Origin of the sequence: Paenarthrobacter aurescens (assembly GCF_041549525.1) — a bacterium.
GTDB lineage: Bacteria > Actinomycetota > Actinomycetes > Actinomycetales > Micrococcaceae > Arthrobacter > Arthrobacter aurescens.
The window spans coordinates 1,372,507-1,384,762 of record NZ_CP157456.1 but is presented as its reverse complement, the minus strand read 5'-3'; the positions used below and the strand labels follow the sequence as shown (position 1 = coordinate 1,384,762).

11 protein-coding genes are annotated in these 12,256 nt (G+C 62.7%); 4 read left to right on the top strand and 7 right to left on the bottom strand.

Translation table 11 applies throughout. From position 1 onward, the window contains the following. Nucleotides 1–369, bottom strand: a complete 369-nt coding sequence (gene nirD / locus ABI796_RS06540) for a nitrite reductase small subunit NirD (RefSeq protein ID WP_141283698.1) — start codon at nucleotides 367–369, stop codon at nucleotides 1–3. Nucleotides 370–650: 281 nt separating this feature from the next. Between nirD and nirB the strand changes: the two genes are divergently transcribed. Genes nirB through ABI796_RS06525 form a run of 3 tightly spaced genes read left to right on the top strand, consistent with a single transcriptional unit; the run spans nucleotide 651 to nucleotide 5,495 of the window. After that, a complete protein-coding gene (gene nirB, locus ABI796_RS06535) occupies nucleotides 651–3,281 on the top strand; it encodes a nitrite reductase large subunit NirB (protein WP_141283699.1) in 2,631 nt (876 codons plus the stop codon). Nucleotides 3,282–3,290: 9 nt separating this feature from the next. After that, nucleotides 3,291–4,325: a uroporphyrinogen-III C-methyltransferase gene (gene cobA / locus ABI796_RS06530; RefSeq protein WP_141283700.1), complete on the top strand. Its 1,035-nt coding sequence runs from the start codon at nucleotides 3,291–3,293 to the stop codon at nucleotides 4,323–4,325. Nucleotides 4,326–4,337: 12 nt separating this feature from the next. Continuing rightward, complete coding sequence (locus ABI796_RS06525; protein WP_141283701.1) at nucleotides 4,338–5,495, top strand: uroporphyrinogen-III synthase; 1,158 nt, start codon at nucleotides 4,338–4,340, stop codon at nucleotides 5,493–5,495. 28 nt (nucleotides 5,496–5,523) lie between these two features. Here ABI796_RS06525 and ABI796_RS06520 read toward each other — a convergent pair whose 3' ends face one another. The 4 genes from ABI796_RS06520 to ABI796_RS06505 form a co-directional block, all read right to left on the bottom strand. After that, nucleotides 5,524–6,822: a Y-family DNA polymerase gene (locus tag ABI796_RS06520; protein ID WP_141283702.1), complete on the bottom strand. Its 1,299-nt coding sequence runs from the start codon at nucleotides 6,820–6,822 to the stop codon at nucleotides 5,524–5,526. A gap of 167 nt (nucleotides 6,823–6,989) precedes the next feature. Beyond that, a complete protein-coding gene (locus tag ABI796_RS06515) occupies nucleotides 6,990–8,030 on the bottom strand; it encodes a hemolysin family protein (RefSeq protein ID WP_141283703.1) in 1,041 nt (346 codons plus the stop codon). Then, nucleotides 8,023–9,384 (bottom strand): hemolysin family protein, encoded by a 1,362-nt coding sequence (locus ABI796_RS06510; protein WP_141283704.1) that lies wholly within the window; start codon nucleotides 9,382–9,384, stop codon nucleotides 8,023–8,025. The genes ABI796_RS06515 and ABI796_RS06510 overlap by 8 nt, the downstream gene beginning before the upstream one ends. 196 nt (nucleotides 9,385–9,580) lie before the next feature. Beyond that, a complete protein-coding gene (locus tag ABI796_RS06505; RefSeq protein WP_141283705.1) occupies nucleotides 9,581–10,012 on the bottom strand; it encodes a LexA family transcriptional regulator in 432 nt (143 codons plus the stop codon). Nucleotides 10,013–10,206: 194 nt separating this feature from the next. Between ABI796_RS06505 and ABI796_RS06500 the strand changes: the two genes are divergently transcribed. Beyond that, nucleotides 10,207–10,638 (top strand): hypothetical protein, encoded by a 432-nt coding sequence (locus ABI796_RS06500; protein ID WP_141283706.1) that lies wholly within the window; start codon nucleotides 10,207–10,209, stop codon nucleotides 10,636–10,638. A gap of 70 nt (nucleotides 10,639–10,708) precedes the next feature. Here the strand turns inward: ABI796_RS06500 and ABI796_RS06495 are convergent, their stop codons facing one another. Both ABI796_RS06495 and ABI796_RS06490 read right to left on the bottom strand, forming a co-directional pair. Then, the gene (locus ABI796_RS06495) at nucleotides 10,709–11,305 is read right to left on the bottom strand and encodes a dihydrofolate reductase family protein (protein ID WP_141283707.1); all 597 of its coding nucleotides are present in this window, start codon (nucleotides 11,303–11,305) and stop codon (nucleotides 10,709–10,711) included. Between the two features lie 43 nt (nucleotides 11,306–11,348). Next, on the bottom strand, nucleotides 11,349–12,119 hold the full coding sequence (locus ABI796_RS06490) for an SDR family oxidoreductase (protein ID WP_141283708.1): 771 nt from the start codon (nucleotides 12,117–12,119) through the stop codon (nucleotides 11,349–11,351). Nucleotides 12,120–12,256: the final 137 nt, after the last annotated feature.

The following is a 12,256-nucleotide window of genomic DNA, read 5'->3' as shown; positions in this document are numbered from 1 at the left end:
TTAGAGCTCAACTTCGATGAAGCCATCCACCAAGCGGGTGGCAAAGGCGTCGAGCCTGAGTTCGGGGTTGGTGAAGCATTCCCCGGTTTCGAGGTCGTAGACCTCTTTGTGCAGCGGCGAGGCGATGGTGGGCCGGCTCCCGCGGGATCCGATGATTCCGCGCGCCATGACGTTGGCGAGCGTCGCCGGGTCCTGCTGCGCAACCGCGAAAACCTCGGAGGCAGCAGTGCGGAACAGGGCAACCTGACGTCCGGCGATCAGTGCAGCCTCGCCCCACGCCAGTTCCAGCTCGTCCACCGGGCAAACACGGTGCCACGTGGCGGTGGCAGTGGCGGTCAGATTTTCGGCACGGTCCAGAATTACGGTCATTTCAGCCCCTCTCACTGTGTCCGGGTGCTGGCAGTTTCACCGTCACTCCCCCGGACCGGGCCACGCTTGCGGCCACTCCTCCACGCTAGGACCGAGGTGTTTCAACAGGGGTGCACGTTTGTGTCAAACGCGTAAAAGAGACCTCACACCCCGGGAAATGCGTTCGTGATGCAGAAGTTAAGATCACGAAACAAAAGGGAAACTGAAGCGAAACTGCCCGTCCCTAGGCTGGAACCACAAGTTGCGACAGATCCGTCTGCAACATCTGCGAAAGGCCACCAGTGACCGGACACACTTCAAGTACAGAGAACCTGCGCCGCGTTGTCGTCGTCGGCGGCGGCCCTGCTGCCCACCGCTTCGCCGATGCCATGGTCAACCGCGGACTTGAAGGTTGGCAGGTTACGGTGCTGACCGAAGAAGCGCACCTCCCCTATGACCGCGTGGCCCTGAGCAAGGCGCTGACGGAAACCGGCGTGGACCTCACCCTGGGCGACGCGTCCATGTGGGACCACGAAGCGCTCACCCTCAAGACCGGCGAGCGCGCCGTCAAAATCGACTCCGCTGCCAAGAGCGTCCTCACGGCTGCCGGCAACAAGTACGAATACGACCACCTGGTGGTTGCCTCGGGTTCGGATGCAGCCCGACTCCCTATCCCCGGCGCGGAACATACCCACGTTTACCGGACGCTCGAAGACGTATGGGCCATCAACAAGGCCATTGCCGGGCTGACGGAGAAGCTGGGCCGCAAGGTCAACGCCGTCACCATCGGTGGTGGCCTTCTCGGCCTCGAGTCCGCGGCCGGAACCGAGCAGCTGGGTGCTACCCCGATCGTGATCAACGGCTCGCCCTGGCTCATGAACACCCAGTTGGACGAAGGCGCGGGGCAGGCCTTGGGTCGGCTGATCGAGGCCAAGGGCTTCGAGGTCCACGGCGGCGTCTTCCCCTCCGAGGTTGTTACTGACGACGACGGCAATGTCACCGGAGTCCTCATGGCTGATGGCCGCACCATCGACGCCGACCTCGTGATCGTTGCCATCGGCGTCAAGCCCCGCGACGACCTCTTCCGGGCGGGTGAAGGCGAGGAGCAGCTCTTCAGCCTGGGCCAGCGCGGTGGCGTGGTCATCAATGATTTCTGTGCCACGGAAGTGGATGGCATCTGGGCCATCGGCGAAGTGGCTAACTTTGAAGGCATGTGCCTGGGCCTTGTGGCTCCGGCCAACACCATGGCCGAGATCGTTGCCGATCGCCTGCACGGCGGAGAAGCCACGTTCCCGGGCTTTGACACTGCCACCAAGCTCAAGTTGTCCGGTGTTGATGTTGCCAGCTTTGGTGACGCCTTTGCCCGGACGGAGCATTCCCTGGAGATCGTCTACGCCGACCCCGCTCGTGGCGTGTACCAAAAGATTGTCACCACCGATGATGCCAAGACCCTTCTGGGTGGCATCTTCGTGGGTGATGCTTCCCCTTACATGAGCCTCCGTCCGCTCCTTGGCCGCGAACTGTCCGCCGAACCGGGCGCCTACCTGAGTGCTGCCGGTGGTGGGGAGGCTCCTGAGACTGAGCTTCCGGACGATGCCATCCTGTGCTCCTGCAACAACGTAGCTGCCGGCACCATCCGCGACGCCATCAATGGTTGCGGCGCTTGCGAGGGCAACTCCCCCGTGCAGGAACTTGGGGAACTGAAGGGCTGCACCCGTGCAGGCACCCAGTGTGGTTCCTGCGTCCCCATGCTCAAGAAGCTGCTGGAAGGCGAACTGCAGAAGTCCGGCATTGAGGTTTCCAAGGCATTGTGCGAGCACATCAGCTTGTCCCGCCAGGAACTCTTTGATGCCATACGCGTCCTGGAGCTCACTTCCTTTGAAGAGATCATGGCCAAGTACGGTACGGGCGCGGGCTGCGATATCTGCAAGCCGACCATTGCCTCCATCCTGGCCAGCCAGCACTCCGCCTATGTGTTGGACGCCGGGCGGGGTTCGCTGCAGGACACCAACGACCGCGCGCTGGCGAACATGCAGAAGGACGGCACCTATTCGGTGGTTCCCCGTATTGCCGGTGGCGAGATCACGCCAAAGGGCCTTGGTGTCATCGCGGCGGTGGCTGAGAAGTACAACCTGTACACCAAGATCACCGGTGGACAGCGGATAGACATGTTCGGTGCCCGCTTGGAGCAGTTGCCGGACATTTGGAAGGAACTGGTGGATGCCGGCTTCGAATCCGGCCAGGCCTACGGCAAGAGCCTGCGCACGGTGAAGTCCTGTGTTGGTTCCACCTGGTGCCGGTTCGGCGTGCAGGACTCGGTTGCCATGGCCATCGCCTTGGAGCTGCGCTACCGCGGCCTCCGCAGCCCGCACAAACTGAAAATGGGTGTCTCCGGTTGCGCCCGTGAATGTGCTGAAGCGCGCGGTAAGGATGTTGGTGTGATTGCCACGGCCGACGGTTGGAACCTGTACGTTGGCGGCAACGGTGGAGCCACCCCGGCCCACGCCCAGCTGTTGGCCAAGGACCTGGACGACGAGACCCTGCTGAAATACATCGACCGTTACCTCATGTACTACATCCGCACTGCTGACCGCCTCCAGCGCACCGCACGCTGGCAGGAAGAGCTCGACGGCGGCATCAAGCATGTGGAGGAAGTGGTGGTCAACGATTCCCTGGGCATTGCCGAAGAGCTTGAAGCAGCCATGGCCAAGCACATCGACACTTACGAGGATGAGTGGGCCGAGACCTTGAAGGACCCGGAGCGCCTCCGCCGGTTCCGTTCGTTCGTCAATGCTCCCAACCAGAAGGACGAGTCCATTTCCTTCGTTCCGGAGCGCGGCCAGATTCGTCCGGCCACCAACGAGGAAAAGGGCGGCGTGCTCATCGCTTCCACCATCCCGGTCCGCAGCGAAACCGTCGGCGTAGAGAACTAGGGGTTCACCATGCAGCTCACCATTGATCTCACCGGCCGGGACGTCCTTGTCACCGGATCTGAAAAATCCGCCCGACAGGCAGTCCGCCGCTACCAGCGTGCCGGTGCCAACGTGTACCGGCTCAGCACCCCTGAAGGCCTTCCTGGTGACGGCCAGTTGCCCGAGCGACCCTTCCTGGTGGCCATAGTTGACGACAGCGGTACCGGCTGGCTGCCGCTGGTGGAGCGTTGCCGCGACGCCGGTATTCCCGTTGCTTTCGAGCCTGCACCCGGAGCTGAGGGCCACGTGACCTTGGTGGGCGGAGGCCCGGGCGCCTTGGACCTGCTCACCGTGGGCGCCGTTGATGCGCTGCCGGATGCTGACGTGGTGTTCTATGACCGGCTCGCTCCCTGCCAGGAACTGGCTGACCTGACCTCTGCGGACCTGGTGGACGTGGGAAAGCAGCCCGGGCTCCACAAAGTAACGCAGCGGGACATTGAGAAGCTCATGGTCGAAGCTGCACTGCTGGGCAAGAACGTGGTCCGCCTCAAGGGCGGAGATCCGTACGTGTTTGGCCGTGGCGGCGAGGAAGTGGCGGCCTGTGTTGCTGCCGGCGTCCCTGTAAGAGTCATTTCCGGTGTCACCAGCGCTATCTCCGTCCCGGCCGCCGCCGGCATCCCCGTGACGCACCGCGAGGTGAGTCACATGTTTACCGTGGTGTCCGGCCATGCTCCCTTGACGGAGAAGGAACACACCCACCTCGCCGGCCTTGGCGGTACGATCGTGGTGCTGATGGGGATTGGAACCTTGCCCCAGCTGGCGGCGGGGTTGCGCCGCGCGGGCATGGATCCTGAGATGCCCGTGGCCGTGGTGGAACGCGGATACCGCCCGGGACAGCGCACCACGATCGCTGACCTCGGTACCATCGAAACAGCAGCCACCGGCTGCAGCAACCCAGCCGTACTGGTGATCGGCGAAGTGGTTCGGGTAGCTGAAGCCAACCGGAACCATGCCGAAGCATCCGCTGAACTGAGCCGACTCGCGGCTTCGCTCCTTGAAGCCTGAAGGTAAGAACACATGACTGTTGCACGTGCCATCGAAGTCCAGGACGCCACTGCCGCTCCGGAAGTTTCCGAAGCGGTGGACGCGCCGCTGGATGGATTCCGCATTGGCGTCACCTCGCACCGCCGCTCCCGGGACCTCATTGAGGCCCTGGAACGCCGCGGTGCCAGCGTGCTGCACGCCCCTGCCTTGAAGATCGCTCCGGTGCAGGAGGACATGGTCCTGATCGAGGACACCCGCACCATCATCGCGGCCAAACCGGACATCTGCATCGCCACCACCGCCTACGGCATGCGCCGCTGGTGTGAGGCTGCGGATTCCTTTGGAATCGGCGAGCAACTGCTGGAGACTCTGTCCGCCTGCCGCATGTTTGTCCGTGGACCCAAAGCCCGCGGTGCGGTGCGTGCGGCAGGTCTTGCCGACGTCGGAATCAGCAGTGATGAAACCACCGCCACTTTGGTGGACATGCTCCTTGCAGAAGGTGTCCGCGGCAAGACCGTGGCGGTACAGCTGCACGGCTACACGGATGTCCGGCAGCTGGAGAGGCTCCGCATGTCCGGGGCCACTGTTTTGACCGTGACACCGTACCGCTGGGTGAAGCCGGACGGCGAGGACAAGTTGCCGCGCCTGATCGAAGCCGTGGTAAGCGGAAACGTGGATGTGCTGACGTTCACCAGTGCCCCGGCGGTGGACGCGATGTGGAGCACCGCCCACGAAATGGGCCTTTACCGCCAGCTCATCGAAGCCCTTAAGGGTCCGGTTACCGTTGCGGCGGTGGGGCCGGTCACTGCTCAGCCGCTGGTGGACGCCGGATTGAGCCCTCTGATTCCGGATCGCTACCGTATGGGTGCGCTCATCAGGCTGGTGACCGAGCATCTCTCGCTGAATCACGTGCGGCGCCTGGAAACCAAGAGCGCCACCATAGAGCTCCGCGGCCGCTGCTTGCGGATCAACGGGGAAGTGGTGGATCTTGCGCCGGCTCCCCTGTTGCTGCTGCGAGCGCTGCTGGGTGCCGGTGGGGCCGTCCTGTCCAGGGAAGCTCTCTCTGATCTGCTGGACTTGCGCGGTTCGGTGCACGCGCTGGACATGACGGTGAGCCGACTGCGGTCTGCGCTTCCAGATGGCAAGCTCGTGGAGACCGTGGTGAAGAGGGGTTACCGGCTGCGGGCCTGAGTTCTCCCGTATGTAGTTTCCGGCCACGCTAGGCCGCCTTCACCAAGGGAAGTTCGTCCCAGTTGGTGGTGTAGCGGGGGCTAAGCATGTCCCGTTTCATGGACCAGTCCGGGCCGCCCTTGATGCCGGCGTGGCCCAGGCCGATGGAGCCGCGGCCATATCGCTTGCTGACTTGCTCCAGCAGGGGGCCTATGCCCCGTTCCTCGTGCCGGTTTTCGAAGATTTGCAGGGGTTTCTGGTTTCCGCTGGGGCGGAGGTCGGTGACCATGATCCCGGCTTTGGCATACTTCACGCCTTCCTGGATCCTGAGGACCAGCGCGTGTGCGGCCTTGGTCAGCAGCACCGGGTCCGAGGTGGGCATGGGCAACTTGACGTTGACAGTGGGGAACGATTTGTCGTTGGGGTTGTAGACCGAAGTTGCGGCGAAGGCTGTCAGCAGTTTGGCCTGAAGGTCATGCTTGGCCAGCCTTGCACTTGCCATCTGGCCGTAGACGCTCAGCACCTGCCGTAGCTGGGCGGCCGTGGTGATCGGTGTGGAAAAAGACCGGGAGAAGATCAATTGATCCCGCCCGACTCGTTCCTCCTCCATGGGGATGCAGGGTGTACCTTGCAGTTCCAGGACCGTGCGCATCATGACGATGGAGAATTTGTCCCTCAACGCCACGGGGTCAGCGCGGACCAGGTCCAGGATCGAGAAGATCCCCATCGCATTCAGGCGTTTGGTGAGCCGGCTGGCTACGCCCCAAATCTCGATCACGGAGAGCCGCGCCATGAGCGCTTCGCGATGGCCCTCGGGGATGGAGTCCCAGCGGCACACACCGTTGAAGGCCGGATTATGCTTGGCCCACTTATTGGCCAGCTTGGCGAGAGTCTTGGTGCGCGCAATGCCTACGCACACGGGAACCCCCACATGGCGTTGGCAGGCGTCCTTGATGGTGCGGCCCAATTCCAGCAGCTCTCCGGGTTGCCCCTTCACTCCCAGGAATGCCTCATCAATGGAGTACACCTCCTGCCATGCCGAATACCGCGCCAGGAGCTCCATGACACGCGAGCTGATGTCTCCGTAGAGCTCGTAGTTGCTTGAGAGCGCAATGAGCCCCCACTCTTTGGCACGCGGAGCGAGCTTGAACCACGGCTCCCCAAGCCCGATCCCCAGCTTTTTGGCCTCGGGCGACCGCGTCACGGCACAACCGTCATTGTTGGACAGCACTATCAAAGGCTTGCCCTCCAACGCAGGGTTGAAGGCACGCTCCGCCGAGGCGTAGAAGCAGTTGATATCCACGTGGGCGATCTCCTGCATCCGATGCATGAGCGCTGGCTTGGACATTCCGCTCCTTGGCTCGCATTAGCACGCGAACCCCCATTCCGGTGCGGGACACGCCGTGCATTCGAACATATATTCGAATACCTCTACTGTACTGCCGAGGTCCGACAAGAAAGCATCCCGCCCGCCGTATGTGGAAAAAGTCCGGCGGACGGGATGCAGCCACGTGGTCAGGCGCTGGTGGCGTCCTGGACTTCGCCGACGAGTTCTTCGATGATGTCCTCAAGGAAGAGCACGCCGGTGGTGGTGCCTTCGGCGTCGAAGACCCGTGCAACGTGGGAACCTGTACGGCGCATGGTCGCCAGGGCATCTTCGAGGTCGCTGCCGCTGAAGACGGATGCGAGCCGTCGGATGCGCTTCGCAGGCACCTGGGTGGTGAATTTCTCCGCGGAAGTCAGGTCCATGACGTCCTTGAGGTGCAGATAACCGGATGGGTCGCCGTCGTCATTGGTGAGGATGTAGCGGGAGTAGCCGTGTTCGGCGACGGCTGATTGGATGTCGGCCGGGGTGGCCGATGCGGGCAGCAGCACCATATCGCCGATGGGAACTTCGACGTCCGCCACTTTCTTGGCGGTGAACTCGAAGGCCGCCGTGAGGGCGCCGGTGGTGTCGCTGAGCATCCCGTCCCTGGTGGACTGCTCCACGATGTTGGCCACTTCATCCAGGGTGTAGGCGCTGGTAGCTTCGTCCTTCGGCTGGACTTTGAACAGGCGCAGGATGGAGTTCGCGATCCCGTTCAGGGTCCAGATGACAGGCTTGACGATCTTGGAGACCACCACCAAGGGCGGTGCAAGGATCAGCGCGGCGCGGGTGGGAACGGAGAAGGAGATGTTCTTCGGGACCATTTCACCAATGACCACGTGCAGGAAAGTCACCAGGAGCAGCGCCGCGACAAAGGCGATGATGCCGATGGCTTCCCCGGAAAGCGAGGTCAGTCCCAGGGGGATTTCAAGCAGGTGATGGATAGCCGGTTCGGAGACATTCAGGATCACCAGCGAGCAGACGGTGATGCCCAACTGGCTTGTGGCGAGCATGAGGGTGGCGTGCTCCATCGCCCAGAGCGTGGTTTTCGCGGCTTTGCTCCCAGCCTCGGCCTTGGGTTCAATCTGGGAACGCCGGGCTGAAATGACGGCGAATTCAGCGCCCACGAAGAACGCATTGACAACCAGCAGCACGATGAGCCAGATGATGCCGGGAAGGTATTCACTCATGGGTCAGCTCCTGCGTGAGGTTCTCAACAATCCTGTCGTGGGCGCTCATGGGCGCTTCCCCGCTGTCGTCAGGGGTGAAGCGGAGCCGTTCCACGTGCGTGCCCACGACGCGTTCCACACGCAGACTTCCGCCGTTGATGATGACCTCGTCGCCAAGTTCGGGGAGGCGGTCCAACTGGTCGGTGATGAAGCCGGCCATAGTGTCGTATTCCTCACCGTCAGGGACCACGATTCCGGTCCGGTCGAGAAGTTCATCGGGCCGCAGGGAGGCGTCAAAGGTGATGGAGCGGCCGGTCCTGACCACGCCCACGCGCGCCCGGTCGTGCTCGTCTTCCAGTTCGCCAACGATTTCTTCCACCAGATCCTCAAGCGTGACGATTCCGGCCGTTCCTCCGTGTTCGTCCGAGACGATGGCGACCTGCAGGCCTTGTTTGCGGAGCAGGCCCAGCAAAGTATCGACGCCCATGGATTCGGGGACCCGCAACGGATCGATCATGAGAGCCTGCGCGGTGACGGTCCCGCGATCATCGAGGGGAACAGCGAAGGCTTGCTTTACGTGCAGCACACCCAGGACGTCATCGCGGTCGTCGCCGATCACGGGGAACCGGGAATAACCGGTGGCCGTGGCCAAGGCCAGGATGTCTTCCGCGGAGTGATCGGCATTCACTGCGGCCATCCGGACCCGGGGTGTCATAACGTCAGCTGCGGTGTGCTCCGAGAAACGCAGGGTACGGTGCAGCAGGACGGCGTGGTCAAGGTCCAGGGAACCTTCCAAAGCGGAGCGGCGGACCAGGGAACTGAGTTCTTCAGCGCTGCGGGCACCGGAGAGCTCTTCTTTGGGTTCGATGCCAAAGGAGCGGATGATGCCGTTTGCCGTGTTGTTGAACAGCAGGATCACCGGCTTGAACACTGTGGTGAACAGGGTTTGGAACGGTACGACGACTTTGGCCGTGGCCAACGGAAGGGCGAGGGCGAAGTTTTTCGGGACCAGCTCACCGATGACCATGGAGAAGATGGTGGCCAGGAAGATACCGGCCACCGCGCCGATACCGGGCACTACAGCTTCGGGCAGTCCAATTGACAGCAGTGGGCCGCGGAGCATGGAGCTGATGGCCGGCTCGAAGGTGTATCCGGTGAGCAGGGTGGTCAGCGTGATGCCCAATTGCGCGCCGGAAAGGTGCGTTGAGGTGATCTTGAGGGCCTTGATGGTGGGCCCCAGGCGCTTCTCACCGCGCGCCTGGCGGACTTCGAGGTCATTGCGGTCGAGATTGACCAGCGCGAACTCGGAAGCGACGAAGAATCCGGTGCCGACCGTGAGGACAAGGCCGATGCCGAGCATGATCCATTCATACATTCGGGCGCCCCTCTCCCGTGTTGGCCGGCGATCCGGTCAGAAGGTTGAGGGGCCTGGGCATATGTGAAGGAGGGTCATCCATAGTGCACTTAATTCTACGGGGCGTAGGAAGCGCCGTGCGGCGTGTGCGCTGTAGGCGAAAGAGGCAGGAACAGGGCAACGATCAACACCAAATCCGCCGTGGCGACGCCAGTCACTAGATGTGATGCAGGCACGTTGTGGCCACACCCCAGATGGTCAGCTCCGACAGCGCGGGCACCCTGATGTCCGGATACTTGGGGTTGTCCGCCTCCAGCACCACCCCCGTCGGCGTGACGCGGAGCCTTTTGATGGTCAACTCACCGTCAAGGACGGCAACGACGACGGACCCATCCTTGGGCTCCAGCGCCCGGTTGACGATCAACTCATCCCCGTCACTGATCCCGGCACCCTCCATGGATTGACCGGTCACCCTCACCACGAACGTGCTGGTGACATCCTTGATCAGGTGCTCATTGAGATCGATCCGGCCGTCAAAATAATCCTGCGCGGGCGAGGGATACCCCGCCGCCACCGGGATGGGGGCCAGCAGTACCGACATCAGGGAAAAGCCCGCATCTATCACGCGGGGGCCGACTATCACGCCCACAACACACCTTTTTTCGAATATATGTTCGATAATTCAGTGTACAGCGTATGGCAGACATCGCGTAGACTCCCCGTGGGGGAAGGCCAAGCGAGGACTTCCGGGCAAGAACAAACACAGCAGGGACAAACACAGAACCACCGGCGCCGGTGCACATTGCTGCCGTGGCCGGACTCTGCACCCCGTATCGGAGAGTCATGACCGCCAGGAGCAAAGATCTATCCGGGGCGCTCAGCGCCGACGTCACGCGCATTTTCAAGGAGCGCTACCCGGATGAGTTAGCCCGCGCACAGGCCGCCCATGCGCGCTCCGAGAAACTGGTACTCGCGTTCATGTTTTCCTCGGTGGCCCTATGGTTTATCGGTCCGGCCCTGTACCTGACCGGACTCATCGGCCCGATCCTGGCCATCCTGATTCCAGGGCTGCTGACCCTCGCATTGCTCGCCAGCGTGCTCGTCGGCATCATCCGCAACAGGGATGCTTCGCGCCCCATTGTGGAGCATGCACAGCAACTGGGATACAAGGTCACCAGCGTTACGAAAAAGGGTGTGACAGTTGCCGCTCCGAAGGGCGAAATCACGGTGCCGGCGGATTTCCGCGAGACCCGTCGAGTCACGCGCCGGCGATGATTGCTGTGCAGGCTTCGCGACCGACTGGCGATCGCCGCCCGGTTCTGCCGATCCCGTCGCGTCCCGCTTTCTAGCGGACTACCCGGTACCGCACGTGCGTGACCAGTCCGGTCCCGCGCGCCTCGGTTTGCTGCAGCGTCAGTTTCCCCACGCCGTCGAGCAGCCGCTCACCGCCACCAAGAACCATGGGTGAAATGTGGAGCCGCAGTTCGTCCATGAGCCCGGCAGATAAGTATTGGCGGGCGGTCAGCGCTCCCCCGGCAATGGCCACATCTTTGTCCCCGGCCGCCTCCCGGGCCTGTGCCAGCGCCGATTCGATGCCCTCGGTCACAAAGGTGAACGTTGTGCCGCCCTCCATCTCCAGCGGCTCACGGCGGTGGTGCGTCAGAACGAAGACCGGAGCGTGATACGGCGGTTCCTCGCCCCACCAGCCCCGCCATTCCTTGTCCCACGCCGCTGGTCCGGGACCTGCGAACATGTTGCGTCCCATGATGAAAGCTCCTGCCGCGAGGATCCCGTCGATCTCCGGGGCGTTCGCCTCCGGGTCTTCAAACATCCATCTGTGCAGGAGCTCTCCGCCATCGCCCAACGGTTCTTCCAGGCGCTGGTTGGGTCCGGCAACAAACCCGTCCAGTGAAACAGTCAGATCGCACGTGACTTGGCTCATGGGCCCATCATGCCACCACCGCCCGCAAGGGTCAGCGGGTTCATCAACCTGCGTTGAAACCACCGCTGCTGTGCAACAACTGACCGTTGATCCAGGAGCCGGCATCAGAGAACAGGAAACGCACCAGGTTTGCGGTGTCCTCCGCTGTACCCAACCGGCCGGCGGGGGTGGCGGAGCTCGCCCATTGGCGCATTGCCTCGTCCATCCATCCGGTATCAATCGGCCCGGGATTCACTACATTGGCCCGCACTCCACGATCCGCGAGTTCCACTGCGGCGGCCGTCACGATCCTGTCCAAGGCTCCCTTACTGGCGCCGTACGGCAGGTTGTGGGCCGTATGATCGCTGGTCAGGGCAACTATGCGCCCACCCACCTCACCGGGAACAGCAACCGGCAGCTGCTCGGCGAAAGCCTTGATGAGCAGCCAGGTACTTCTCGAGTTCACAGCGAAATGGCGGTCCCAGCTTTCCACCGAGGTGCTCAGGATGGAACTGTTCACGGACTCACAATGCGAGAGGACCAGCCCGTTCACGGTCCCAAGCCGCCCCGCGGCAGCGATGAGTTCGGCTGGCACCGCAGGATCGCCAAGGTCACCGGATACGAGCTCGACGGCGGCGCCGAGCCGCCGGCACTCCTGGGCCACTGACTCGGGATCCTCCTCAGATCCCTCCATCCCCAGACGCTGATCGTATGGCGTCCAGTAGTTAAGGGCCAGATCCCAGCCATCCCGCGCCAAGCCAACAGCCAGGCCCGCCCCGATGGAACGGCGCCTTCCTACTCCGGTTACCAATGCCACCTTCGTCTTTGACGTCATGCTCCGACTCTATTGGGCCTGAGCCACGCCTGATGTGATCCACGTTATTACCGGCCGGTAAACACCACGCTACGGATAGGCCATTAATGGCAACAGCGGCGAAACACCCGCGAAAAACCGGCCCCCTACGCTGATGA